21 protein-coding genes and 2 riboswitches are annotated in these 24217 nt (G+C 75.5%); of the genes, 10 read left to right on the top strand and 11 right to left on the bottom strand.

Annotation, left to right across the window (positions count from 1 at the left end; genetic code table 11):
- Window positions 1-16 precede the first annotated feature (16 nt).
- Window positions 17-241 carry a CbtB domain-containing protein gene (locus tag AC07BS_RS07465; RefSeq protein WP_478647355.1) on the bottom strand — a complete coding sequence of 75 codons (225 nt, stop codon included), beginning with the start codon at window positions 239-241 and terminating at the stop codon, window positions 17-19.
- A 35-nt stretch (window positions 242-276) separates the two neighbouring features.
- Window positions 277-411: riboswitch (cobalamin riboswitch) on the bottom strand.
- A gap of 119 nt (window positions 412-530) precedes the next feature.
- Between AC07BS_RS07465 and AC07BS_RS07460 the strand changes: the two genes are divergently transcribed.
- On the top strand, window positions 531-1109 hold the full coding sequence (locus tag AC07BS_RS07460) for a histidine phosphatase family protein (protein ID WP_478930809.1): 579 nt from the start codon (window positions 531-533) through the stop codon (window positions 1107-1109).
- Window positions 1110-1218: 109 nt separating this feature from the next.
- On the opposite strand, the gene metE is transcribed toward AC07BS_RS07460, so the two are convergent.
- Complete coding sequence (metE, locus tag AC07BS_RS07455; RefSeq protein WP_478930807.1) at window positions 1219-3567, bottom strand: 5-methyltetrahydropteroyltriglutamate--homocysteine S-methyltransferase; 2349 nt, start codon at window positions 3565-3567, stop codon at window positions 1219-1221.
- A 143-nt stretch (window positions 3568-3710) separates the two neighbouring features.
- Window positions 3711-3935: riboswitch (cobalamin riboswitch) on the bottom strand.
- Window positions 3936-4054: 119 nt separating this feature from the next.
- Here metE and AC07BS_RS07450 point away from each other — a divergent pair.
- From AC07BS_RS07450 to AC07BS_RS07440, 3 genes are all read left to right on the top strand, one after another.
- Window positions 4055-5173, top strand: a complete 1119-nt coding sequence (locus tag AC07BS_RS07450) for an alpha/beta hydrolase (protein WP_478647360.1) — start codon at window positions 4055-4057, stop codon at window positions 5171-5173.
- Window positions 5174-5294: 121 nt separating this feature from the next.
- Complete coding sequence (locus AC07BS_RS07445; RefSeq protein ID WP_478930805.1) at window positions 5295-6869, top strand: serine/threonine-protein kinase; 1575 nt, start codon at window positions 5295-5297, stop codon at window positions 6867-6869.
- Window positions 6870-6894: 25 nt separating this feature from the next.
- Complete coding sequence (locus tag AC07BS_RS07440; protein WP_478930803.1) at window positions 6895-8283, top strand: DUF6777 domain-containing protein; 1389 nt, start codon at window positions 6895-6897, stop codon at window positions 8281-8283.
- 35 nt (window positions 8284-8318) lie between these two features.
- On the opposite strand, the gene AC07BS_RS07435 is transcribed toward AC07BS_RS07440, so the two are convergent.
- Entirely contained in the window at window positions 8319-8843 is a 525-nt protein-coding gene (locus AC07BS_RS07435) for a hypothetical protein (protein WP_478930801.1), read from the bottom strand.
- Window positions 8844-8885: 42 nt separating this feature from the next.
- On the opposite strand from AC07BS_RS07435, the gene AC07BS_RS07430 reads away from it, so the two are divergent.
- The 4 genes from AC07BS_RS07430 to AC07BS_RS07415 all read left to right on the top strand — a co-directional run bounded on the left by AC07BS_RS07430 (window position 8886) and on the right by AC07BS_RS07415 (window position 13606).
- Window positions 8886-9596 carry a response regulator transcription factor gene (locus AC07BS_RS07430; RefSeq protein ID WP_478647365.1) on the top strand — a complete coding sequence of 237 codons (711 nt, stop codon included), beginning with the start codon at window positions 8886-8888 and terminating at the stop codon, window positions 9594-9596.
- On the top strand, window positions 9593-10972 hold the full coding sequence (locus tag AC07BS_RS07425; RefSeq protein ID WP_478930799.1) for a sensor histidine kinase: 1380 nt from the start codon (window positions 9593-9595) through the stop codon (window positions 10970-10972). The genes AC07BS_RS07430 and AC07BS_RS07425 overlap by 4 nt, the downstream gene beginning before the upstream one ends.
- Before the next feature lie 131 nt (window positions 10973-11103).
- On the top strand, window positions 11104-12519 hold the full coding sequence (locus tag AC07BS_RS07420) for a cellulose binding domain-containing protein (protein ID WP_478930797.1): 1416 nt from the start codon (window positions 11104-11106) through the stop codon (window positions 12517-12519).
- 73 nt (window positions 12520-12592) lie between these two features.
- Entirely contained in the window at window positions 12593-13606 is a 1014-nt protein-coding gene (locus AC07BS_RS07415) for a lytic polysaccharide monooxygenase auxiliary activity family 9 protein (RefSeq protein ID WP_478930796.1), read from the top strand.
- A 13-nt stretch (window positions 13607-13619) separates the two neighbouring features.
- Here the strand turns inward: AC07BS_RS07415 and AC07BS_RS07410 are convergent, their stop codons facing one another.
- The 5 genes from AC07BS_RS07410 to AC07BS_RS07390 all read right to left on the bottom strand — a co-directional run bounded on the left by AC07BS_RS07410 (window position 13620) and on the right by AC07BS_RS07390 (window position 18997).
- Window positions 13620-14741, bottom strand: coding sequence for a ferritin-like domain-containing protein (locus tag AC07BS_RS07410; protein WP_478930795.1), 1122 nt, complete (start codon window positions 14739-14741; stop codon window positions 13620-13622).
- Window positions 14738-16639: a GMC family oxidoreductase gene (locus AC07BS_RS07405; RefSeq protein ID WP_478930793.1), complete on the bottom strand. Its 1902-nt coding sequence runs from the start codon at window positions 16637-16639 to the stop codon at window positions 14738-14740. Before AC07BS_RS07405 ends, AC07BS_RS07410 begins: the two co-directional genes overlap by 4 nt.
- Complete coding sequence (locus AC07BS_RS07400) at window positions 16636-17157, bottom strand: hypothetical protein (RefSeq protein WP_478647374.1); 522 nt, start codon at window positions 17155-17157, stop codon at window positions 16636-16638. The genes AC07BS_RS07405 and AC07BS_RS07400 overlap by 4 nt, the downstream gene beginning before the upstream one ends.
- A gap of 144 nt (window positions 17158-17301) precedes the next feature.
- On the bottom strand, window positions 17302-18246 hold the full coding sequence (locus AC07BS_RS07395) for a serine/threonine dehydratase (protein WP_478647376.1): 945 nt from the start codon (window positions 18244-18246) through the stop codon (window positions 17302-17304).
- Between the two features lie 97 nt (window positions 18247-18343).
- Window positions 18344-18997, bottom strand: a complete 654-nt coding sequence (locus AC07BS_RS07390) for a TetR/AcrR family transcriptional regulator (protein ID WP_478647377.1) — start codon at window positions 18995-18997, stop codon at window positions 18344-18346.
- Window positions 18998-19107: 110 nt separating this feature from the next.
- On the opposite strand from AC07BS_RS07390, the gene AC07BS_RS07385 reads away from it, so the two are divergent.
- On the top strand, window positions 19108-19551 hold the full coding sequence (locus AC07BS_RS07385; protein ID WP_478930791.1) for a nuclear transport factor 2 family protein: 444 nt from the start codon (window positions 19108-19110) through the stop codon (window positions 19549-19551).
- On the opposite strand, the gene AC07BS_RS07380 is transcribed toward AC07BS_RS07385, so the two are convergent.
- Together AC07BS_RS07380 and AC07BS_RS07375 are read right to left on the bottom strand one after the other, a co-directional pair.
- A complete protein-coding gene (locus AC07BS_RS07380; protein ID WP_478647380.1) occupies window positions 19496-20059 on the bottom strand; it encodes a cupin domain-containing protein in 564 nt (187 codons plus the stop codon). The genes AC07BS_RS07385 and AC07BS_RS07380 overlap by 56 nt on opposite strands.
- 63 nt (window positions 20060-20122) lie before the next feature.
- A complete protein-coding gene (locus tag AC07BS_RS07375; protein WP_478930788.1) occupies window positions 20123-21340 on the bottom strand; it encodes a cytochrome P450 in 1218 nt (405 codons plus the stop codon).
- A 238-nt stretch (window positions 21341-21578) separates the two neighbouring features.
- Here AC07BS_RS07375 and AC07BS_RS07370 point away from each other — a divergent pair, with 238 nt between their 5' ends.
- The gene (locus tag AC07BS_RS07370) at window positions 21579-22577 is read left to right on the top strand and encodes a DUF6528 family protein (protein ID WP_478930786.1); all 999 of its coding nucleotides are present in this window, start codon (window positions 21579-21581) and stop codon (window positions 22575-22577) included.
- Window positions 22578-22601: 24 nt separating this feature from the next.
- On the opposite strand, the gene AC07BS_RS07365 is transcribed toward AC07BS_RS07370, so the two are convergent.
- The gene (locus tag AC07BS_RS07365; RefSeq protein WP_478930784.1) at window positions 22602-24029 is read right to left on the bottom strand and encodes a hypothetical protein; all 1428 of its coding nucleotides are present in this window, start codon (window positions 24027-24029) and stop codon (window positions 22602-22604) included.
- Between the last annotated feature and the right edge of the window lie 188 nt (window positions 24030-24217).

Raw genomic sequence — 24217 nt, 5'->3', positions numbered from 1 at the left:
ATCGTGCCCCGTCGGATCAGTGGCAGGGGAAGCCGAGCAGATGACGGCCGTCGTGCACCCACTCGTGGACGTCCTCGCCGGCGATCAGGGACGTGGCGCCCTGCTCGGCGCCGACGAAGTACAGCAGGACGAGCATGAGGATGCCCACGAAGGCGGCCCAGGGGGCGATCTCCTTCAGGGATATGGGGGCGATCTCAGGCAGGGCGGGGCTGCTGGAGACGGGGGCGGCGGACTGGGCCATGACAGAACCTCCTGGGGAACACGCGTCCCGATCGTTGGTGCTCGACGACGGTGGCGGGTCTGACTCGCCTGCCGTCGCCCGGGATCGCCCGGGGTCCGCCAGGTCCACAGTGGCGCGACCGTGCCGGATTCGCACCGGCTTCCGAACACACCATCGTCATGTACACGCGACCGTACCGCCTGCAAGGTCATGGCGCCATGGGCGTATGGATGCACGCCCCCCGCGCACGCCCCCGGCAACGCCCGTGGTCTGCTGAGCGCGTGGGCCCGAGCGCCCGGAGGAGAGGACCATGACCGCACGTGTGATGTTGATCTCGCCCGCCATCGGCCCAGGACTGCGGGCCGCGCGCTTCGGCGACGACGCCCCGCTCGACGCCGCGGGACTGAGCCGGGCCCGGGCCGCGGCGTCCGGGCTGCCGCGCGCGGACCTCGCCGTCACCGCGCCCGACGCGCGCTGCCGGGACACGGCCGGGGCACTGGGGCTGGCCGGCGCCACGCCGGTGGACGCGCTGCGCGACCTGGACCCGGGCCGCTGGCGCGGCCGTTCGCTGGAGGAGGTGGCGGCGGCCGAGCCGGAGGCGGTGGCCGCGTGGCTCGCGGACCCCGGCGCCGCGCCGCACGGCGGGGAGCCGGTGACCGCCCTCGTCGAGCGGACCGGCGCGTGGCTGGCGGACCGGGCGGCGGAGGACGTCCGGGTGCTGGCCGTGGTGGAACCGGCCGTCGTGCGCGCCGCGTTGACGCACGCGCTGGGGCTCCCGCCCCAGGTCTTCTGGCGCCTGGACGTCGCCCCGCTGACCCTCACCGAGCTCAGCGGCCGGGCCGGCCGCTGGAACCTGCGCTGCGGCCGCCCCCTGGACGCCACCGGCTGACCCGCGCGCGGCGGGCCCTGCGAAGGGAAGGCCGCCGCGCCCGGCCCGGTCCCCGCCCCTCAGCGGGAGCCCGGCGGGCGCGGCGGCGGCTCGCTGCCGGCCGCCGGGGCTACCGCCCGGCGGCCGACTCGGCGCGCACCCGGCGGGCGCCCTCGACCAGGCTCTCCAGAGAGGCGCGCACCTCGGCCCAGCCACGGGTCTTCAGCCCGCAGTCGGGGTTGACCCACAGCCGCTCCGGCGGGATCGCCGACAGACCCTTGCGCAGCAGCGCGGCCACCTCGCCGGCGTCCGGGACGCGCGGGGAGTGGATGTCGTAGACGCCGGGCCCGACCTCGTGCCCGTAGCCGGTGGCGGCGAGTTCGTCCGCGACCCGCATGTGCGAGCGGGCGGCCTCCAGGCTGATGACGTCGGCGTCCAGCTCCTCGATGGCGGCGATGATCTCGCCGAACTCGGCGTAGCACATATGGGTATGGATCTGGGTGTCCGCGCGGACGCCGGACGTGGCCAGCCGGAACGCCTCGGTGGCCCACCCCAGGTAGGCGTCCCGGTCGGCGGCGCGCAGCGGCAGCGTCTCGCGCAGCGCGGGCTCGTCGACCTGGATGACGGCGGTCCCGGCGGCCTCCAGGTCGGCGACCTCGTCGCGCAGGGCGAGGGCGACCTGCCGGGCGGTGTCGGCGAGCGGCTGGTCGTCGCGGACGAAGGACCAGGCGAGCATGGTGACGGGGCCGGTGAGCATGCCCTTGACCGGCCGGTCGGTGAGCTCCTGGGCGTAGGAGGTCCAGGCGACGGTCATGGGCTCGGGCCGGGAGATGTCGCCGGCGAGGACCGGGGGCCGGACGTACCGGGTGCCGTAGGACTGCACCCAGCCGTGCCGGGTGGCCAGATAGCCGGTGAGCCGTTCGGCGAAGTACTGGACCATGTCGTTGCGTTCGGGCTCGCCGTGCACGAGGACGTCGAGCCCGGTCTTCTCCTGGAAGGCCACGACCTCGCGGATCTCGGCCGCGATCCGCTCGTCGTACGCGGCGGCGTCGATCCGGCCGGCGCGCAGGTCGGCGCGGGCGGTGCGCAGCTCGGTCGTCTGCGGGAAGGAACCGATGGTGGTGGTGGGCAGCAGCGGCAGGTTCAGCCGGGCGCGCTGGGCCGCGGAGCGTTCGGCGTAGGGCTGGGGCCGGCGGGTGTCGCCCGGGGTGACGGCGGCCGCGCGGGAGCGGACGGCCGGGTCGCGGGTGAGCGCGGAGGCGGCGCGGGAGGCGCGGGCCGAGCGGTTGGCGGCGAGCCGCGGAGCGATGGTGTCGCTGCCCTCGGTCAGGCCGCGGGCGAGGGTGACCACCTCGTCGGTCTTCTGCCGGGCGAAGGCGAGCCAGCGGGCGACCTGCGGGTCGATGTCGCGTTCGGCCGCCGCGTCCAGGGGGACGTGCAGCAGGGAGCAGGAGGGGGCGACGTCGACCCGGTCGGCGAGGCCGAGCAGGGTGGCGAGGGTGGCCAGCGACCGCTCCAGGTCGTTGATCCAGACGTTGCGGCCGTCGACGACGCCGGCGATCAGGCGCTTGCCCGGCAGGCCGCCGGCGGCCGCGAGGTCGGCGAGGTTGGCGGCCGCGGGTCCGGTGAGGTCCAGGGCCAGGCCCTCGACGGGCGCCTTGGCCAGCACCGGCAGGGCCTCGCCGAGCCGGTCGAAGTAGGAGGCGACGAGCAGCTTGGGGCGGTCGGTGAGGGCGCCCAGGTCGCGGTAGGCGCGGGCGGCGGCGGCGAGGACGGCCGGGGGCTGGTCCTGGACCAGCGCGGGCTCGTCGAGCTGGACCCACTCGGCGCCGGCGGCGCGCAGGTCGGCGAGCACGTCCGCGTAGACGGGCAGCAGCCGGTCCAGGAGGGTGAGCGGCTCGAAGCCGGGCGCGGTGCCGGGGGCGGGCTTGGCCAGCAGGAGGTAGGTGACCGGGCCGACGAGCACGGGCCGCGCCGCGTGGCCCGCCGCCAGGGCCTCGCGGAGTTCGCCGACGGGCTTGGCCGGGTCGGCGGTGAAGACCGTACCGGGGCCCAGTTCGGGCACGAGGTAGTGGTAGTTGGTGTCGAACCACTTGGTCATCTCCAGGGGCGGCACCTCCTGGGTGCCCCGGGCCATGGCGAAGTAGCCGTCGAGGGCGTCCCGTTCGACCAGGGCGCGGTGGCGCTCGGGGACGGCGCCCACCATGACGGTGGTGTCCAGGACGTGGTCGTAGAGCGAGAAGTCGCCGGTGGGCACCTCGTGGACGCCGGCGTCGGCGAGCGCGCGCCAGGCCTCGCGGCGCAGGCCGGCGGCGGTGCGGTGCAGGGCCTCGGCGGTGACGCGGCCCGCCCAGTAGCCCTCGACGGCCTTCTTGAGCTCCCGGCCGGGGCCCTGCCGGGGATAGCCGTGGACGGTGGCCAGGGAGCGCGGGGCGGGGTGCGGGGGCCGCGCGGGGTCATGGGGACGGTCGATTGCCACGGAACTCTCCTTCGCGAGTCGCGGAACGATCCCGGTGACCGGCGGGGGCGCGAAGGAACGGCGAGGCGGGGCACGGCCGCGCGGTGCGCCTGCCTGCCCGTACCCGTCGGCCCGCCCACGAGGCCATCGAGACCGCCGCGTGCGGTCGCACGCGGGCAGCGGCAGGTATTCGGACTCGCGGGCGCGCCGCGTCCGTCGGGGACGGACGGGCACCTACTGGCCGTCGCTTCCCGGGCCGGCGGGCCCAGTGCTGATGACGGCGGTCGTTCCCACTCACCGCTGCGGGGCAGTCCCGGAATCGCACCGGGTTCCCTCTTGCGACGCTCCCGCCTGGCGGACGGGGCGAACCGACTGCGTACCCCAGCCTAGACCTCCAGGATCTTCAGCGGGACCGCCGAACGAGAATTCATGCCCCCGTCGGAAACCTTGATCGGTTGCAATCCCTCTCACATCAGGAGAATCCCCCTCGAGGAGAGGAACGACAACCGTGGAGCTCACCTCCCCCACCTTCCTGATCGTCCTGGTGGTCGTGGCCGTCGCGGTGGCCGGTCTGGTGCTGTGGCTGTGGCCACGGGCGGCACGGAAGGGCCCCCTGGCGTTCGCCGCCCGGCTCGGCATGCTGGTCGTCTGCCAGGTCACCGTCCTGGCCGTCCTGCTCGTCGCCGCGAACAGCGAGTTCGGCTTCTACTCCACCTGGAAGGAGCTCTTCGGCCAGAACTCCCGGAAGCAGGCGCTGCGGCCCGGCTCGGGCAGCACGAAACGGCCGCCGGCCCTGACCGTCAAGGGCCAGGAACCCGTCGGCCTGGGTCCCAGGGCGAAGGCCGGGCAGGTCGACCGCATCGAGATCCTCGGCCCGGTGACCGGGCTGGCCATGGAGGGCTACGCCTACCTCCCGCCCGAGTACTTCCGGAAGGAGCACGAGAAGGACACCTTCCCCGTGATCGTGTCGATCACCGGGCAGCCCGGCCAGTCCCGCAACCTGATCACCAAGGCCAAGGTCCCGCAGGCCGCCTCCACCGCCATGACGCGCAAGGAGATGAGACCGACCATCGTGCTCATGCTGCGCCCCTCGGTGGTGGCCGACCGCGACACCAACTGCACGGACGTGCCCGGCGGTCCGCAGGCGCTGACCTTCTTCACCGAGGACGTCCCCGTCGCCGTCAACGACGTCTACCGCGTCGACAACACCCGTGGCTCCTGGGGCGCGGTGGGCAACTCCACCGGCGGCTACTGCGCGTTGAAGATGGCCATGACCAACCCGTCCCGCTACGGCGCCGCCGCCGGCCTCTCCACCGACCTCTACGCCCGCCAGGACGGCGACACCGGCGACCTCTACGCCGGCAGCAAGCAGATCAGGAACGAGTCCGACCTGACCTGGCGCCTGGAGCACATGCCCCCGCCGCCCGTCTCCCTGCTGCTGGCCGCCAGCGAGAAGGGCGAGGAGAAGTACGCCGCGCAGATGGCCAGGTTCGCGGGCAAGGGCAAGGCCCCGACGAAGATCGAGAAGCTGGTCCGCGAGGAGGGCGGCCACAACTTCGTGACGTGGCGCGACGAGTACCCCGTGGTGCTGCGCTGGCTCGACAAGGAGCTCGCCGCCCGCCGCTGAGAGCCCTACCCGGCTTTTACCTCCGGCCGGGAACGGGATGGCCCACCCCCACGTCCCAGCCAGTGTGGCCCGAACGCGCACGGCCCGGTGTGCCGTACGTACGGGAAGGGGGGCGTACGGCATGGACGCGGAACGAGGGGACGGGCCGCTGGCCGGACGGTACCGGCTCGTCGAACGGCTCGGCCGCGGCGGCATGGGCGTGGTCTGGCTCGCCTACGACCAGGTGCTCGACCGCGAGGTCGCGGTCAAGGAGGTGCTGGCCCCGGAGCACCTGGGCGAGGACTCCGTCAGGATCCTCTACCAGCGGCTGAAGCAGGAGGCCCGGGCGGCGGCCAGGATCCGCCACGACAACGTCATCACCGTGCACGACGTGGTGGAGGAGCGGGGCCGCCCCTGGATCGTGATGGAGTACGTGCGCGGGCGCTCCCTCGCCGACGTACTGGCGGAGGAGGGCCCGCTCCGGCCCCAGGAGGCCGCCCGCATCGGGGGGCTCGTCCTCCAGGCGCTCCGGGCCGCCCACGCGGTCGGGGTGCTGCACCGCGACGTCAAGCCCGCGAACGTCCTGCTGGAGGCCGGCGGCCGGGTGGTGCTCACCGACTTCGGCATCGCCCTGGTCGAGGGCGCGCACACCCTGACCCGCACCGGCGACCTGGTGGGCTCGGCCGAGTACCTGGCCCCCGAGCGGGCCACGGGCCGCCGTCCCGGCATCCCCTCCGACCTGTGGTCCCTGGGCGCCATGCTGTACGTCTCGGTCGAGGCGGTGTCGCCCTTCCGGCGCGGCGACGCGCTCAGCACGCTGCGGGCCGTGGTCGACGAACCCCCTCCCCCGCCGCGGAACGCCGGGCCGCTGGCCCCGCTGCTGGAGGGGCTGCTGCGCAAGGACCCGCGCACCCGGATGGGCTCGGCCGAGGCCGAACAGCTGCTGACGGCCGTGGCGGAGGGACGCCTCACCGAGGTCCCGGTCGCGGGGTACGTGCCGACGGCGCTCAGTACGGTGCCGGCGTCGCTGCCCAGGCCGGTGACGCGACCGTCGGGGCCGTCGGGGGCGCCGTCGGGGGCGCCGTCGGGGCCTTCGTCGTCACCGGCCGCACCATCTTCGCCGGGACCGTCGGGCTCGTCGGGACCGTCGGTGCCGGGGTGGGCGTCGGGCTCGGGGGCGGGTTCGGGGCCGGGGTCAGGTTCGGGTTCGGGGCCGGGGCCGGGATCAGGGTCGGGGTCCCTGCCCGGCGCGGCCGCCGGTACGCCTCCGCCGGGGTACGGGCCCGCCGTGCTGCTGCCCGATCCCGGGCGCCCGGCACCCCCCGGCACCTCCGGGACGGACGGCGGCGGTACGGGCCCGGGGGCGCGGCCCGGCCCGGTGCCCGGGACCGTACCCCTGCCCCCGGACGGGGAGGGGCGGGCGTGGCTGATCGTGGGCGCCGTGCTGGCGCTGGTGCTCGTCCTGGGCGGGACCGTCGCGCTGATCGCCCTGCGCGGCGGGGGCGGCGGGGGCGGCTCGGGGAAGACGCCCGGCGGGGACACCACGCCCACGGCGGGCCCCACCGCCGGGCCCTCCGGGGCCGCGAGCGCCGGGGCGAGCGCGGACCCGGCCGGCACCCCCGCCCGCACACCCGAGGAGACGCCGGCCGCAACGCCGGCGGACCGCACGCCCGCGCCCACCATGACCTGCCCGGGCAACTGGGTCAGCTCGTGCTAGCCGAGACCGCTGTGGGGGAATCGCTGTGAAACGGATACGTGTCGTCGCGTTGCTGGTCGCGTCCGGGCTGCTCGGCAGCGTGGGCCTGGTGGGGTGCGGGAAGGACGACGGGCCGAAGGCGCAGAAGGACATCGCGCTGGAGCCGGCCGGGGTGATCGCGTCGAACGCGTTCCTGCGCGCGCCCGGCACCGACCTCACGAACGTCAAACCCGTCGCCCAGGCCGGGGACACGACGCGGGGCGACGCCCGGGGCGCGTTCGGCGGGACCCGGGCGGCCTCCCGGTGCGACAAGACCCAGCTGCTGACGGACCTCGCGCGCGACCAGGTCAAGGCGCGGGCCTGGGCGGAGGCCCGGGGCATCGTCTACGAGCGGCTCAGGGAGCACGTCGAGAGCCTGACGTCGGTGGTGCTGCTGCGCGACACCCTGGTGCGCAACCACAACTACCAGGGCGACGGGAAGACGGTGGCCTACCTCTCCGTCCTCCAGGCGGGCATCGCCGTGCTGGTCGACGAGTACGGCCAGCCGGCGGTCAAGTGCAACTGCGGGAACCCGCTCCAGGATCCGGGCAACGTCGACCGCAAGGCCTCCAGCTACAAGGGCGCCCGCTGGGAGGGCTTCGTCACCGCGCAGGTCACCGTCGTCGTGGCCCGGGACAAGGACGACGGACCGATGCGGAAGATCACGCTGGCCGACCCCGCCAAGCCGGGGACGGGCTTCGAGCGCCCGGCCGGCACGGACGGCGCGAAGGACTCCTCGCCGGTCACCGTCCCGACGCCGACGCCCGCGCCGCCGTCCACCGGCACGCCCACGGACGCGTCGACGTCCTCCGCCTCCCCGTCGTCCCCCTCCTCCTCGTCCCCGTCGTCGCCGTCGTCCCCGGGCTCCTCCGGCTCCTCCTCGGGCTCCTCCGGGTCGTCGTCCCCGTCCGGGACGAGCCCGCGGCCGCCCGCGGTCACGCCGGGCACGCGCAAGCCCTCGTCCCCGGGCGGCCCGTCGACCGGCGGGGGTGCCACGAGCCGTCCGCCGGCCGGTTCGTCGTCGGCGCAGCAGCGGACGTCCGCCCCGGCGGAGAAGACGCCCCGCACGCCGACGGGCGGCGGCTCGGCGGCCCAGGACTCCCCGAACGTCCGGCCGCCGGCGACGCCGCCGGTGGAGCGGACGGCGGCCCCGCCCCGTACGACGGCGGCGGCCCCGGTGGAGCGCAGCGCGGCACCGCCGGCGACGACGCCGCGGGAGAAGCCGGTGGAGAAGCCGGTCGAAAAACCCGTGGAGAAGCCGGTCGAGAAGCCCGTGGAGAAGCCGGCGGAGAAGCCCGCCGAGCACAGCGCCCGGCCGCCGGCGAGCGCGCCGCACGAGAAGCCGGCGGTGCCCTCCGGCGGGGCGCCGGGCACGTCCGGCGGCGGGTCCTCATGAGGTGACCGGCACGCCCACCCGCCGGGTCCGGACGCTCAGTTCTCCACGATCCGGACCTCCGGCGGGTGGCCGTTCCAGGTGACGAACACCGAGGTCGTCCGGGTGCCCTCGGTGAAGTCGACCCGGATCCAGGCGGTCTGCGTCCACACCCGCATCCGGCGGCCCTCGTCCGGCGTGGCCGAGACCAGGGTCGCCGAGCTCTCGCCGAGGTCGAACACCACCCGGCCGCCCTTGACCGGATAGCTCTTCACCCGTCCGCCGGGCGACGGGCCCGGCGGGGAGGGCTCGGGCGCGGCGGGGCGCGGGGACGCCGTGGCCGGCGGGGTGGTGACCGGACCGGCCGGCCCGGGGGACGGCGTCCGGACGCCGGACGTCGAGGAGGCCGCCTCACCGGCCGGGGGCGGCGGCGCGGCGGCACGGGAGAGGGGCAGGGCGCGCGGCGGCTCGTACGCCGTGCCCGTGAGGACCGTGCGGACCCCGTACCAGGACACCGCCATCGCCGCGCCCGTCGCCAGGACCCAGGCCAGAGTGTGCACGGTCCACCGCCTCATCCGCCTCATGCATGTCATCCTGCCTCACCCGTATGGCGTACGGTGCGGGCCATGGCAAGACTGCTCGTCATCGAGGACGACCCGATCGTGCGTTCCGCGCTGATCCGTCAACTGACCGAGGCGTCCCACGTCGTCCGCAGCGTCGGCACCGCCCTGGAGGCGCTGCGCGAAGTGGCCCACGTCGGCTTCGACGCGGTCGTCCTGGACCTCGGACTCCCCGATCTCGACGGCGCGCAGGCGCTGCGGATGCTGCGCGGCATCACGGACGTGCCGGTCATCGTGGCCACGGCCCGGGACGACGAGGCGGAGATCGTCCGGCTGCTCAACGACGGGGCCGACGACTACCTCGTCAAGCCCTTCTCGGCGGCGCATCTGACGGCACGTGTCACGGCCGTGCTGCGGCGCGCGGGACAGCGCGGCGGGCCGGGCGACGCGGTGCCCGCGCGGGTGCTGCGCGTCGGCGGGCTGTCCGTCGACCCGCTGCGCCGCCAGGCCGAACTCGACGGCGCTCCACTCGACCTGACCCGGCGTGAGTTCGACCTGCTGGCCTATCTCGCCGAACGGCCGGGCATCGTCGTGCCGCGCAGGGAGCTGCTCGCCGAGGTGTGGCAGCAGTCCTACGGCGACGACCAGACCGTCGACGTCCATCTGTCCTGGCTCCGCCGCAAGCTGGGCGAGAAGGCCGCGCACCCCCGCTATCTCCACACCCTGCGCGGCGTCGGGGTCAAGCTGGAGCCCCCGGCCGCCCCGGGGCCGGCGTGAGGTGGGCGCTGGTCAAGGTCTCGCTGGCCGTCACCGTGATGGTGGTGCTGGCGTTCGCCGTGCCGCTCGGTCTGGTCGTCAAGGAGCTGGCCAGGGACCGGGCGTTCGCCGACGCCGAGCGGCAGGCGGCGCAGATCCGCCCCGCCCTGGCCATCACCACCGACCGCGCCCAGCTGGAGCGGGCGGTCGCCAGCGCCCAGGCCGGTGAGGCCGGACGGCTCGCGGTCCATGTGCCGGAGGGCGCGGGGCGGGAGGCGTTCGCGGTGGGCCGGGGCCGGGCGGCGCCGCGCGCGGTGGAGACGGCCCGCCGCGGCCGTTCCGTCATCGCCGCCGTGCCCGGCGGCTACACGCTCCTCCAGCCGACCGCGCTGAGCGCCGACGACTTCGCGGTCGTCGAGGTGTACGTGCCGCACGGCGCGGTCGACAACGGCGTGACCACCTCCTGGCTGATCCTGGCCGGGGTGGGCCTGGCGCTGGTCGCCGGGTCGGTCGCCACCGCAGACCGGCTCGGGTTGCGCCTGGTGCGGCCCGCCGAACGGCTCGCCCGGGCCGCGGGCCGGCTCGGCGACGGCGACCTCGGCGTGCGGGTGCGCGAGGAGGGACCGGCCGAGCTGCGGGCGGCCGCCGTCGCCTTCAACTCCATGGCCGACGACATCGTGCGGCTCCTCGCCACCGAACGCGAGCTCGCCGCCGACCTCTCGCACCGCCTGCGCACCCCGCTGACCGTCCTCCGCCTCAACGCGGCCTCGCTCGGCGACGGCCCCGCCGCCGACCAGACCCGCGCCGCCGTCGCCCAGCTGGAGCGCGAGGTCGACCAGCTGATCCGGGCCGCGCGCGAGGACGGCGGCCGGCAGGCGGCGCGGCCCGCGCCCGGCTGCGACGCGTGCGAGGTGATCCGCGACCGGATGGACTTCTGGTCCGCGCTCGCCGAGGACGAGGGCCGCACGGTGCGGCTCGCGGGTGTCGACACGACGGCACGGGTGCCCGTCGCCCGCCCCGAACTCGCCGCCGCGCTGGACGCGATGCTCGGCAACGTCTTCCGGCACACCCCCGAGGGCACCGCCTTCGCGGTCGACGTCCACCGCAGCGAGGACGCCGTGATCGTGCTGGTCTCCGACGCGGGCCCCGGCATCGCCGACCCCGACGCGGCGCTGCGCCGCGGCCACGGCGCGGGCGGCGCCGGCTCGACCGGCCTCGGCCTGGACATCGTGCGGCGCGTCGCGGAATCGACGGGCGGCGACGTACGGATCGGCCGCTCGGTGCTCGGCGGCACGGAGGTCCGGGTCTGGCTGTCGCTGGCCGGCGACCGGCCGCGCGAGCGCCGCGTACGCCGCCGGGTGCGACGACGGCGACCGCGCCCCCAGCCCTCTCCTTAACCCCCGCCGATGCATTCCTTAAGGGAGCCATAAGAAGACCGCCCCCGGAGCCCGTTGGGCGATTCGCCCCGTTCGCTCTCGCTAGCGTGCCTGCTCGTACCCACCCCCGAAGCAGAACAGGCAGGCACGCGATGGGTTCCTCCGCACACCGCCGACGGCTGAGCCGCACGGCCAAGCTGACCGGCGCCGGCGTCGCCGCGGCTCTCGGGACGGGCGCCGCGCTGGCCCTCACCGGCACGGCACAGGCCACGTCGGTCGGGGCGGCGTACTCCACGACCGGCTCCTGGTCCGGCGGCTACGGCGCCCAGTACGTCGTCACCAACAGCACCGGCAAGGAACTGCCGGGCTGGAAGCTGACGTTCGACCTCCCCTCGGGCGCCCGGATCACCTCCCTGTGGAACGGCCGCCACACGGTCAGCGGCCGGAGCGTCACCGTGGAGCCGGAGAGCTGGAACAAGACCCTCGCCCCCGGCGCCTCGGTGACCGTCGGCTTCGTCGCGACCGGCGCCGACGGGTCGGTCACCCCGGTCAACTGCCGGATCAACGGGGCCACGTGCTCTGCGGACACCACGCCGGAGCCCAAGCCCTCGGTCACCACCACCGGACCGGCGGAGCCCCGGCCGACCCCCACCCCGCCGGTCCCCGGCGGCGCGGCCGCGGGCTTCGCCCCCTACGTCGACACCTCCCTGTACCCGTCCTACGACCTGCTGGGCGCGGCCGGGAAGACCGGCGTGAAGCACTACACCCTCGCCTTCATCACCTCCGGCGGGGGCTGTGTGCCCAAGTGGGGCGGCGCGACCGCCCTCGGCGACGACGCCGTCGCCGCGCAGATCGGGAAACTGCGGGCGGCGGGCGGCGACGTGCGGGTCTCGTTCGGCGGCGCCGCCGGGTCCGAACTGGGCCTGGCCTGCTCCTCGGCCGAGGAGCTCGCCGCCGCGTACGGCAAGGTCGTGGACACGTACAAGCTGACCAAGGTCGACTTCGACATCGAGGGCGCGGCGCTGCCCAATACGGCAGCCAACACCCGGCGCGCCCGGGCCGTCGCCGCGCTCCAGAAGAAGCACCCCGGCCTCGACGTCTCGTTCACCCTGCCGGTGATGCCCACCGGGCTCACCCAGGACGGCGTCGACCTGGTGGCGAACGCCCGGAAGAACGGCGTCGCGGTGTCCTCCGTCAACATCATGGCGATGGACTACGGCTCGTCGTTCAACGGGAACATGGGCCGGTACGCGATGGACGCGGCCACCGCCACCCAGGCGCAGCTCAAGGGCACGCTCGGACTGGGCGACGCGGCCGCCTGGAAGGCCGTGGCCGTCACCCCGATGATCGGCGTGAACGACGTCGCCGCCGAGGTCTTCACCGTCGACGACGCGACGAAGCTGGCGGCCTTCGCCCGTTCCAAGGGCCTCGGCCGGCTCTCCATGTGGTCCGCGGCGCGCGACAAGCCGTGCCCGGGCGGGCCGCAGAACTCCGCCTCCGCCACGTGCAGTTCGATCCGGCAGGACGAGCACGCGTTCGCCAAGGCGCTCGGCGCCTACCGGCGCTGAGTCCCCCTACGCCCCCACGCCCCCCACGCCCCTCTCTCCTCCCCCACACCACTCCCTCCTAAGGAGACCCCCCATGTCCGTCCCCCGTACCGCCGTACGCGCCGGCGCGCTCGGCGTCGCGCCGCTCACGCTCGCCCTCACCGTCCTGTCGTCCGCCCCGGCCGCAGCGCACGGCTCCATGACGGACCCGGTCAGCCGGGTGTCCGCCTGCTTCGCCGAGGGCCCGGAGCATCCGCGGTCCGCGGCCTGCAAGGCACTGGTCGCGGCCGGCGGCACCCAGCCGCTCTACGACTGGAACGAGGTCAACATCGGCGACGCCGCCGGGCGGCACCGCCGGATCATCCCGGACGGCAGGCTGTGCAGCGCCGGCCGCGACAAGTACAAGGGGCTGGACCTGCCGCGCGCCGACTGGCCCGGGTCGCGGCTCGCCGCCGGACCCCACACCTTCCGCTACCGCGCCACCGCCCCACACCGCGGCACGTTCGAGCTGTACGTCACCAAGGACGGCTACGACCCGAGGAAGCCGCTGAAGTGGTCGGACCTGGAGGCCAAGCCCTTCGCCAAGGTCACGAACCCGACGCTCAAGGACGGCTCCTACCAATTCTCGGGCACCGTGCCCAAGAAGTCCGGCCGGCACCTGATCTACAGCATCTGGCAGCGCTCGGACAGCCCGGAGGCGTTCTACACCTGTTCCGACGTGGACTTCGGCGGCGGCCGGAAGGGCGTGGCGGCCGCGCCCGTGGCCGCGGCGCCCAGCGACCGGCAGATCGACCAGGAGGCCGCACGGTCCACGGTCGCGCACGGCGGTCACGGCGGCGACGGGCACGCCCCGCACTCCTCGGCGCACGACGACGGCAAGCACGCGGACGGCGGCGGGCACACCGACGGCGCCCGGCCGCAGGGCGGGGCGGTCGACGCCGCCGGGATACGGACCGCCGGCGCCCCCGCGGCGCAGGACGGGCACCTCGCCGAGACGGGCGGCGACGACAGCACCGTCGCGCTGGCCGCCGGCGGGGCCGGGGTGCTGGCGGCCGGCGCCGGCGTCCTGCTCGTGGCGCGCCGCCGCGCCGCCCGCGGCCGCTCCTGAGACGGCAGCCCCTCTACCCCGGCAGCGCGGCGCGGGCCCGCTCGAAGTGGGCCTCCGTCACCTCGTAGGTGGCGCTGGCGTGCAGCCCCCGCGCCCGCCGGGCGGGGTCCGGGTGGGGGTTGCGGTGGATCCGTTCGGCCAGCCCGCGCAGCCGAAGCATCACCGGCGCCGCGTTGCCCACGGTGTGCGGCGCCCCGGTGAAGGCGGTCTCCAGGGTCCACAGCAGCTGCGCGTAGACGTCGTTGAACTCCTCGGCGGCCCGGCGCACCGCGCTGCCGCGCGGGTAGTGGGCCAGCCGGGCCCCGGGGTCGATGGGGTAGGCGTCCCGCCAGCTCACGGCGACGGCGGGGCCGGTGGGGCCGCTCGCGGGGGTGTCGTGCGGGGTGTACGAGCGCTGCTGCAGGAGCTCGTTGAAGCGGAAGTAGTGGGCGGGCTCCCGGGCCTCGCCGAAGATCCGGTCGTCCGAGTCGAAGACGGACATGCTCACGCCCTCCCCCTGCTCGGTGATCACCTGGAGGGCCTTGAGGGCCGAGTCGAGCCCGGTGACGGGGAAGATCTCGCCGCCGGAGTTGTAGAAGTGCTCGGGCCCGACCTGGTGGGCGGGGTCGCCGGAGAAGAGCCGCCGCTCGCCGAGCCGGTCCGCCAGCCGCAGCACGCCCGCGCGGACGGTGGCGTAGAACTGGCCGATGGACGTCCACCCCTCGTCGCCCGCCGCCGAGGGGTGTCCCGGCGGGCCGCTCATGAACTCGGGCTGCTCGATGCGCAGGAAGGTCTCCAGCGCCTCCCTGCCGAAGTGGCGCAGCGCGACCGTGATGTGGTCGCGGCTGTAGGGCAGCTTCGCCGGGTAGCCGGTGACGAACCGCGAGTGGGCCACCTGGACACGGCCGCCGACGGCGTTGAGGAGATTGGCGACGAGCGCCATGTGGAGCATCTCCTCCAGCACCACGGCCCGCACGGCGTAGAACGCGGGCCGGTTGGTGCCGGGGCGCAGGGTGTACATGGCCGTCAGGTACGGCGGGATGGTCAGGTGTTCCAGCGCCAGCGCGGCCTGGAGGAAGCGGTGGAGGTCGGCACGGTCGGCGGGGACGCGGAAGGGCGGTTCCCGGACGGTGGAGGGCTCGGGCGCGGCGGTCACGGCTGTCCTTCCGGTCGCCGTCCGACGTGCGCCGGGCGGTGCAGCTCCCGCAGGTCCCGGTGGATGCGGTCGGCGCTGCGCAGCGCGAGGGCTGCCATGGTGAGCGAGGGGTTGGAGGTGCCCATCGTGGGCATGCTCCCGCAGCCGACGGCGTAGAGGTTGGGGTGCTCCCAGCAGCGCTGCCACGCGTCGACGACGGACGTGCGGGGCGAGTCGCCCATGATGTGGGTGCCGCCGCCGTGCCCGGCGCCGTTGAAGACCAGGTCGTGGCCGTCGTGGCGGAACCAGCCAGGGGCGAGCGGGCCGGGCGCGTAGGCGGTGCGGTCCTCGGCGCCGAGCAGCCGGAAGATCTGGTCGCTGACGGCCTTCGCGGCGGCCATGCCGCGCTTGACCCGCTCGGAGAGGTCGTAGGTGATCACGGGCCGGGGATTGCCGAGCCGGTCGCGGTGGGCCGGGTCGATCGTGACCCGGTTGCGGCTCTCGGGCTCCTGCTCAAGCAGGAACTGCAGGCTGAACTGGCGGCCGACACCCCGTCCCAGGGCCTCGCGCAGCCGGGTCCCGAAGACGCCCCGGCCGCGGGGCGCCTCGGAGCCGCCCGCCATGCCCAGCAGCCGGGCCACGTCGCTGTCCGGCGACCCGGTGGGCCAGCTCCACCCCCAGTTGCTGATCTCGATCCGGAAGGGCGCGCGGACGCGTCGGCCGGCGCCGGTGCGGAAGTTCTCCAGGCCGGAGGTGGAGGCCGGGCCGCGGAAGGGGCCCGTCGGCCCGTCCAGCAGCCCCCAGGAGAGGAGCACGGGGTGGTCCATGAGGTTGCGGCCCACCTGCCCGCTGCCGCCCGCGAGCCGGGAGACGAGCAGCAGCTTGGCGTTCTCGACGGCGTGGGCGGCCAGGACGACGACGTCGGCCTCGGCGGTACGGGTGGTGTACGCGGGGGCGGCGGGGTCGTCGTAGCGCTGGTACTCGACACCGCGCACCCGGCCGCCCGAGGGGGCGGTCAGGACCCGGCTGACGACGGCCCGGTCGACGAGCTCCACGCCGGGGGCCCAGCGGGCCTGGGTCTTGAGGGGGTTGTACTTGGCCTGGACCGGACAGATGGGGACGCAGGAGGCGTTGCCGACGCAGCGTTCGCCGTAGTTGGGCAGTCCCACGGCGCCGGCGGGGCGGTGGAGCCGGCCGCCGTCGTGGCGCGGGTCGGGGGTGCTGTTGCGGGCGTGGGGGGTGCCGGTGACGCGCAGGACGGTGCCCGGGCCGCCGGGCCGTTCGTGGACCACCGCGCCGTCGAGGCGGTGGGCGAGCACCGTGTCCAGATAGCTGCGGGGGATCTCGCGCATCGGGTAGGCGTAGCCGGGCGGGAACGGCAGGCCGGCGGCCTCGCGCTGCTCGTCCGCGTCGCCCGCCACGCCCAGGGCGCGTTCGGCCGCGCGGTAGTGGGGCTCCAGGTCGTCGTAGCCGAGGGGCCAGTCGCGTCCGTAGCCGTAACGGCGGTGGACCGCGAAGTCCTCGGGGTGCATGCGCGGGACGAGGCCCAGCCAGTGCATGGCGGTGCCGCCGGTGGCGCGGAGGTAGTCGCTGGCGTAGGGCAGGGGGCCGTTCTGTACGAAGTAGCCGTGCGCGCGGTAGCCGCCGGCGGGCAGGCCCTCGAGGTCGAGGACGCTCGGGGAGGGGGCCGCGGCGTTGGCGCGGTAGGGGGAGTTGGGGACCTTGGCGGAGGCGGCGTAGAAGGTGTCGAGGGCGTCGAGGTGGCCGGGCCAGGTGTCGAGGGCGCGGGTGCCGGCCTCCAGGACCAGGACGTGCCAGCCCTGGTCGCCGAGGTGTCCGGCCAGCAGCGAGCCGGCCATGCCGGCGCCGACGACGATGACGTCGTAGCGGCGCGCGGCGGGGCGGTCCGGGCCGCTCACGCCGCCCCCTCGGCGCGAGGCGCGGCCGCGGGCCGGGCGGGGGCGCCGGGCGGTGCCGCGGCCCAGGTGCCGTGGCCGGGCGGCTTGGCGCCCGGCGGGTGGCCGTCGAAGGTCCGCCAGACCAGGCCCTCGGTGTAGGCCTCGGGCGAGACCACGAAGGCGGTGTTGGCCCGCTCCCGGCGCAGCGCGGCGTGGACCGTGCGGGACAGCTGCGGCCAGACACCCAGGTACCACATGTGGGTGATGGCGCGGGCGATCTCGCGGGAGGTCTCGTCGGTGATGCCGTCGGGGTCGCCGCCGGCGGCCGCGAGGTCGGCGAGGAAGCGGCCCACCGCTGGCCGGCCCACCTGGGCGAGGGTGGTGTCGTGGTAGAGCCGGACCAGGCCGGTGCCGCGCAGGTCGAACTCGTCGAAGCCGGTGAGCCGTTCGGAGACGGCGACGAACCCGGCGTGTTCGGGCGGGGCCGCGCCGGGACCGGTCCCGTCCCCGGGCGATGGCGCTGCGTGCGGGCCGAGCATGTCCGTACCCCCCGTGTATGCGACTGTCCCCTTTCTAGCGGAGAGTCCTCTTTGAGTGAAGGGCCCGTGAAAGCCCTTCACCTTCAGGGGGTGGGCCGGTTTCGCTCCGGCTCAGCCACCGCCGGGAGATCGGCCGGACACGGCCTAGCGCTGGACGAGGTCGCTCGGGTCGGTGTTGGCGCCGCAGACGACCACGGCCACCCGCTCCCCGGGGGCCGGGACGTACGCGCCGCGCTCCCCCGCCCCGACGGCGGCGAGGGCGGTCGCGGCGGCGTGCTCCACCGCGAGCCGGCGGTCGTCCCACAGCTCCTGGCGGGCGCGGACGATCTCGGCGTCGGACACGAGCACGGAGCGCACCGAGTCGTGGCGGGCCGCGGCGAGCGCGGCGCGGGAGACCCGGCGGGCGCCGAGCGCGTCGGCGGCCACGGAGTCGACGGCCACGTCGACGACGGCTCCCGCCTCGAGCGCGGCGTGCAGGGCGCGGCAGTTCTCCGGTTCGACGGCGACGGTACGGATGCCGTGGTGGCGGGCGGCGGTGGCGACGCCGGCGAGGAGCCCGCCGCCGCCGACCGCGACGACGACCGTGTCCAGGCCGGGGACCGCGGCGCGGAGCTCGTCGAGGAGGGTGCCGGCGCCGGCGGCGATCAGCGGGTGGTCGTAGGCGTGGCTGGCCAGGGCGCCGGTGGTCGCGGCGAACTCCTCGCAGGCGGCCAGCGCCTGGGCGTACTCGGTGCCGGTCAGGCGGACGTCGGCGCCGTAGCCGCGGAGCTTGGCGACCTTGACGTGGGGGGCGTTCTCGGGGAGGAAGACGGTGGCCCGGACGCCCTCCAGGCGGGCGGCCCAGGCGCAGGCGAGCCCGGCGTTGCCGCCGGAGGCGATGGTCACGCCCGCCTCGGGCAGGGTGCCGGCCTCGCGGTGGGCGGTGAGGAAGTTGTGGGCGCCGCGCGCCTTGAAGGAACCGGTGTGCTGCATGTGCTCCAGCGCGAACCAGCGGTCGGGGCCGGCCGGGACGACGGTGAGGGGCCGGACGTGGCCGGCGACGCGGCCCGCCGCCCGTTCGACGTCGGCGTAGGTGAGGTGCTGCTGCACGGGGGCTCCTTACGAGCCTTCGGACCGTCGGACCCTCGGGCCTTCGGATCTTCGGATCTTCGGGCCTTCGGATCTTCGGGCCTCACGGACAAGATCGCTACGGGATGGGCCTTCCCCGTCCGCCCGGCCCGCATGCGGCGCCGGTGCCGCCCGGTGCGGCGGCGTCGAGCAGGACACGGGCCGCGTCCCGGGCCTGCCGGGCGGGGGCGGCGTCGCCGGCGAGGGCCGCCGTGGTGATGGCGCCCTCGGCGAGCAGCAGGAGCTGGTCGGTCAGGTGCGCGGGCGCGCCGGCCTCGGCGACCAGGTCCGCCAGGTAGCGCCGGAAGGCGTCCTTGTGGGCGCGGGCCGCGGCGGCCACGCCGGGCGAGGAGGCGCCCAGCTCGCCGAAGGAGTTGATGAACGCGCAGCCGCGGAAGCCCGGTTCGGCGAACCAGGTGCCGAGCCAGTCGAAGACCGCCAGCAGCCGCTCCCGGCCGGCGGGCCGGGCGCCGGCGTGCTCGGCCAGGGCCGCGCGCCAGCGCTCGTCGCGGCGCCGGAGGTAGGCCTCGACCAGCGCCTCCTTGGAGGGGAAGAGCCGGTAGAGGCGCTTGAGGGAGACGCCGGAGGCCGTGCGGAGGGCGTCCATGCCCACGGCTTGCAGCCCCTGGGCGTAGAAGAGCTCCTCGGCGGCGTCGAGGACGCGGGCCTCGGCCTCGTCGGGGGCCGGTACGGGGGCCCGGTCGGCGGTCGGGACCGGTGCTGTCGGCGTCATGGGGGGGGGCGCCCTCTCCTTGCGCGAGAACCATCGTTCTCCTACGCTACCGCACATCGCGGAGAACGCTCGTTCTCCGCTCCGTACGACCCTACGACCAGGGGAGAGCCATGTCCGAGAGCAGGCCGCCGTTCCCGCCCTTCACCGCCGAGTCCGCCCTGCGCAAGGTGCGGGCGGCCGAGGACGCCTGGAACACCCGCGACCCCGAGCGGGTCGCGCTCGCCTACACCGAGGACAGCGAGTGGCGCAATCGCGACGTCTTCCTGACCGGCCGCGCGCGGATCGTGGAGTTCCTGCGCGACAAGTGGGCACGGGAGCTCGACTACCGCCTCCGCAAGGACCTGTGGGCGTATACGGAGGACAGGATCGCCGTGCGCTTCGAGTACGAGTGGCACGACGCGACGGGCCAGTGGTACCGCAGCTACGGCAACGAGAACTGGGAGTTCGCGCCGAACGGGCTGATGCGCCGCCGCTACGCCAGCGTCAACGACCTGGCCATCACGCCCGGGGAGCGCCGCCTCGGTCCGCCGGCGGAGTCATCCGCAACGGCGTGAGCTGCTCGATGTCGTACCGCCGGCGCAGCGCGGCGACCGCCTCGATATCGACCCCGGGACCGGAGTTGAGGATCTCGAAGAGCTCCTCGAAGTAGCGCTCGTGGTCCGGCGGCGGTGACGCCTGGAAGAACATGCGCACCGGGTCGGAGGTCGGATTGGCGAACGCGTGCGGGCAGCCCGGGGGCACCAGGATGATCGTGCCCGGGGTCGCCCGCACGCACCGCTGCCCCGAGGCCGACTCCCACTCCCGCCAGCTGTCGCGGGTGCGCACCAGCGGTTCGAAGGCGAGGACGTCGAGCTCCCCCTCCAGGACGAAGAACAGCTCCTCGCTGCGGGTGTGGAGATGGGCGCCGACGTCGAACCCCGGCGGGACGAGGACCTCGAAGCTGGACGCCGCCCGGGAGTGCTCGCCGGTGACCTTGAACGTCACCTGCTGGGCCGCGGTCACCAGGGTCCGCCCCTCCCCGGGGGGCACGACCAGTCCGTCGGGAGCACTGATGAGCGTCATGATCCGGTCCTTTCGGATGCGTCCGCCGGGACCGGCGGCGGGCCGGTCCGGGCCGGGCGGCGGTCACCAGGTGACGGGGAGGTTCTCCGGGCCCCGGATGAGCGCGCTGCGCTGCCACCGGATGTCGTCCAACGGCTCGGCCAGGCGCAGCCGCGGGAAGCGGGCGAGCAGCGTGGAGAGGATGATCTCCGACTCCAGCCGGGCCAGCATCGAGCCCAGGCAGAAGTGCGGACCGTGCCCGAAGGACAGGTGGGGGTTGTGCCGGCGGTCGAAGTCCAGCTCGTCGGGGCGGTCGAAGACGGCGGGGTCGCGGTTGGCCGTGAGGTAGGAGGAGTGCACGACCTCGCCCGCGCGGATCAGCACGCCGCCGACCTCCACGTCCTCGGTGGCCACCCGGGCCAGGCCGACGGCGTTGCGGTGCGGGATGTAGCGCAGCAGCTCCTCGATCGCCTGCGGCAGCAGCTCGGGCTCGGCGCGCAGCCGGGCCATGTGCTCGGGGTGGGTGAGCAGGGCGTAGACCATGTTGCCGCTGTTGTTGCGTACCGCGTGGGCGGCGCTGGCCTGCACCAGCAGGGCGATGGCCACGGCCTCCGGGATGCTCAGCTCGCCCTCGACGGTGGCCTCCGCCAGATACCCCGCCAGGTCCTCGCGGGGCTCGGCGCGGCGCTCGGTGATGAAGTCGGTGAAGTACGCCGCCATGGCGTTCTTCGCCTTCTCGCTCTCCTCGCGGCCGTACGCGGCGGACAGCTGGATCGTCGTCCACTGGGCCATCCGCGGCCGGTCCTCCTCGGGGACGCCCATCAGGTCGCTGATGACGGCCAGCGGCAGCGGCCCGTGCAGATGGCTCATCAGGTCCGCGGGCGGGCCCTCCTGCTCCATCTCGTCGAGCAGCGCGTCGGGGGCGCGCTGCGCCGCCGGCCGCAGCCGCTCCAGGCTGCGCGTGGTGAAGGCCTTCGCGACGGCCTTGCGCAGCCGGGTGTGCTCGGGCGGGTCGGCGAAGCCCACCGCCTCGTCGAGCGGGATGAAGTGCGGGGCGAGCCGGGTGATCGGACGGCCGAGGACGGCCTGCCGGCTGAACCGGGGGTCGGACGTGACGAACTTGACGTCCTCGTAGCGGGTCACGAACCAGGCGTGGCCCTCGCCGTTGGGCAGCTTGACCCGGGAGACCGGCTCGTCGCGGAGCTGCTGGGCCATGAAGGGGTCGAAGTCCAGCCCCCGCAGGTCCTCGACGTTCCAGAAACGTACGGGGAACTCGTCTGCCACGGATTCGGTCGTCGTCATCGGCTGTCCACCCACCCGGTCGGGAGCACGGCTGTCGCTCTCTTCACCCTCCCCGCGAACACGCCCGCACATCGGGGCGAACCGGGAAAACCACCCGTCCGGCGCAGCGCGCCGACGGCCGGACCGGCCGTACACCCGGTGGGCTGACGCCCGGGCGTGGCACCGCCGCACCTCGGGGCGCCCGGCCGATGCTGCTCCGTATGCGCATGGGGAGCACCAAGGAGCCGGGGGCGGCCCGGTGAGGCGGCTGTGGGCCGTGGTCCTGCTGGCGGTGTCGCTGACGGCCGCCGCCGCGTCCGGGACGGCGGGGGCCGGCGACCGGGCCGGGACGACCGGGGCGGTCGTGGCGGCGTCCGTGCCGATCGTCGCCGCCGACCAGGCGACACGGTCGGTGTACGTCCTCGACGCGGCCCGGGACCGGTGGGACGCCGAGAACGACGACCGGGGCGTGCTGTGGTCGTGGAGCGCCGACGACCGGCGAAGCCTCGAGGACCTGGATCCCGGCACCACCTGGACCAACCCCAGCGAGGCCAAGCTCCGCACCCTGGACGGCCGGCGCTACCTGCTCACCGCGGCCTCCGGCGGACTGGCCGCCGTCGTGGGCTACCCGGACCGCGACGTGTACTGGGCCGCGGACACCGGGACCGGCAACGCGCACAGCGTCGACCTGCTGCCCGACGGGAACGTCGCGGTGGCCGCGAGCACCGGCGGCTACGTCCGGGTGTACGCGGCCTCCTCCGGCTCCCGGGCCACCCGGCACGCCCAGACGGCGCTGGCCGGGGCGCACGGCGTGCACTGGGACCCGCGCACCCGGCTGCTGTGGGCCCTGGGCAGCCGCCAGCTGGTCGCCCTGCGGGTGGGCGGCACAGCGGCCGACCCCGACCTGTCGGTCGACCGCCGGGTGGACCTGCCCACGCGCGGCGGCCACGACGTGGCACCCGTACTGGGCTCGCCGGGACGGCTGTGGGTGACGACCCGGTCGGCGGTGTACCAGTACTCCACCGACCGGGAGGCCTTCGTGACGTACCCGCTCCAGTCACGGATCAGCGGCCCGGACGTCAAGAGCATCGGCGACGACCCGGCCACCGGCCGGGTCCTCGTGGCCCGCCCGGAACCGGGCCACCCCTGCGAGTGGTGCACGACGACCCTGACGCTGTACCGCCCGGACGGCACGCGCACGCTGGTGCGCGGCGGGATGTACAAGGCCCGCTGGTGGACGGCGGAACGGGGCGGGTGACGGGGCCGGTCCACCGGACCCGCCCTAGCGCGGCACCGCGGGCGGCGTCTCCTGGAGGCGGGCGCGGACGGCCGCCGCGGCCTCGCCGCCGTCCGGGACGCGTTCCCACAGGGTGAGGAGGGCGGGGGCCAGGTCCCGCGCCCGGTCCCCGCTGTGCTGCCAGCAGTAGTGGGCGCGCCGGAGGGCCGCGAGGGCCTCGGCGTCGTCGGCGCCACCGCGCTCCAGGCGGTGGGCGGCGGCCGACATCCACAGCTCGGCGGCGCGCGCGTGGTCGCCGGCGAGCCGGGCGAGGTCGGCGCGCACCTCGACCCAGAGGGCGGCCTCGGGACTGTGCGGGCCGTACCGGCGCAGGGCCTGCTGTTCCCAGGCGGCGGCCATGGCGGCCGCCTCGTTGTGCCGGCCCGCCTGGGCGGCGGCGAGGATCCGGGGCAACGGGTCGGCGTCGGCCCCGTCCCCCGGCGCCTGCGCGGGCACGCCGGAGGGCTCCTGCCGCCGCGCGGACAGGCCGTGGCCGGGCGCGGGCGCGGGCCGCGCGGCCGGCCCGTGATCGGCGCCGGCGGGCGCGGCGTGCCCGGGAGCGCCCCACGTGGACGCGTCGGGTCCGGGCACGGCCCGGGCCGGCACGGCGACGTCGTCCCGCGGCGCGGCCCGTCCGGACCAGGAGGCGTCGGGGCCGGCCGGGGCGGACGTGTCCGGGGCGGGCACGGCCCGGGCCGCTACGGAACCGGCCCCGGCGAACGCGTCACCCCCGGCCGGGGCCGGACGCGGGACCGCCCGGTTGGCGAGGACCGGGCCGGTCGCGCCGTACTGGAGGGGCAGGGCCCCCTCCGGCAGCGGAGCCTGGGACAGGGCCAGCTGATGGAGCGCGGCCGGGTCGAGGGACGCCCCGGCGGCGGGGTGGCCGGTCGTCAGCGCGTCCAGGAAGGCGCGGGTGTACGGCCCGGCCTCCTGGGCCGGCTTGTCCGGGCTGGGGGTGATCACACCGGTCAGGGCCAGGCCCCCCGCCAGCCGGCCGTCGTGGGCGGCGGCGGTCACGTGCGGCCAGGCGTGGGCGTCGGCCTCGGCGTCGACGAGGAGCAGGGTCGGCCCGGCGTGCTCGCGCAGGGCGCGGACGAGCCACTCCCAGGGCAGGCCGGTGTAGCGGACGGTGGCGGCGGTGCTCTCGCGGAGCGCCAGATGGAGTTCGGTGCTGCGGCGGGCCGGGACCATCAGATGGCCGGTGACCCACAGCAGCAGCGGACCGGGCACGGCCGCGGCGTCCTGGAGGTAGGCGAGCACGCTCTGCGGCCCGGCCATGGCGGGCAGCTGCACCACGTCGGCCGAGGTGGCGGCGAGGAAGCCGCGGGGGCCGGCTCCGGCGATGGCGTGCGCGGTGGGATTGGGCAGGGCACCCCGCCGCCGGTCCGGGGTGCCGTCCAGCAACAGGACACAACCATGGGTCGCGTGGTCCAACGCGCTCTTCCTTCCGGCCGATACGAGTGCCCTTGACGTGACGCAACTCTAGGCGCCGTCCCCCGGACGGCGGACAGCTTTCCCCACCACGTCCGGCCCCCCTCTCCGCGAAATCCGACAGAGCCGCACATATAAGTCGTACAAGGCGAGTTCCGAGAAGCGACGAAAGCGACGAGGCGGGAGTCCGG

This window comes from Streptomyces sp. NPDC044063, assembly GCF_056434285.1.
The sequence above is the reverse complement of the archived record's forward strand: the minus strand, read 5'-3'. Positions and strand labels throughout refer to the sequence as shown.

Excerpts from the sequence above, each read along its gene's own strand:
- AC07BS_RS07420 (WP_478930797.1), top strand. The coding sequence starts at position 11,104 with ATGGGTTCCTCCGCACACCGCCGACGGCTGAGCCGCACGGCCAAGCTG.
- AC07BS_RS07390 (WP_478647377.1), bottom strand. The coding sequence starts at position 18,997 with ATGACGCCGACAGCACCGGTCCCGACCGCCGACCGGGCCCCCGTACCG.
- AC07BS_RS07465 (WP_478647355.1), bottom strand. The coding sequence starts at position 241 with ATGGCCCAGTCCGCCGCCCCCGTCTCCAGCAGCCCCGCCCTGCCTGAG.
- AC07BS_RS07380 (WP_478647380.1), bottom strand. The coding sequence starts at position 20,059 with ATGACGCTCATCAGTGCTCCCGACGGACTGGTCGTGCCCCCCGGGGAG.
- AC07BS_RS07460 (WP_478930809.1), top strand. The coding sequence starts at position 531 with ATGACCGCACGTGTGATGTTGATCTCGCCCGCCATCGGCCCAGGACTG.
- AC07BS_RS07430 (WP_478647365.1), top strand. The coding sequence starts at position 8,886 with ATGGCAAGACTGCTCGTCATCGAGGACGACCCGATCGTGCGTTCCGCG.
- AC07BS_RS07445 (WP_478930805.1), top strand. The coding sequence starts at position 5,295 with ATGGACGCGGAACGAGGGGACGGGCCGCTGGCCGGACGGTACCGGCTC.
- AC07BS_RS07385 (WP_478930791.1), top strand. The coding sequence starts at position 19,108 with ATGTCCGAGAGCAGGCCGCCGTTCCCGCCCTTCACCGCCGAGTCCGCC.
- AC07BS_RS07375 (WP_478930788.1), bottom strand. The coding sequence starts at position 21,340 with ATGACGACGACCGAATCCGTGGCAGACGAGTTCCCCGTACGTTTCTGG.
- AC07BS_RS07400 (WP_478647374.1), bottom strand. The coding sequence starts at position 17,157 with ATGCTCGGCCCGCACGCAGCGCCATCGCCCGGGGACGGGACCGGTCCC.
- AC07BS_RS07415 (WP_478930796.1), top strand. The coding sequence starts at position 12,593 with ATGTCCGTCCCCCGTACCGCCGTACGCGCCGGCGCGCTCGGCGTCGCG.
- AC07BS_RS07435 (WP_478930801.1), bottom strand. The coding sequence starts at position 8,843 with ATGAGGCGGATGAGGCGGTGGACCGTGCACACTCTGGCCTGGGTCCTG.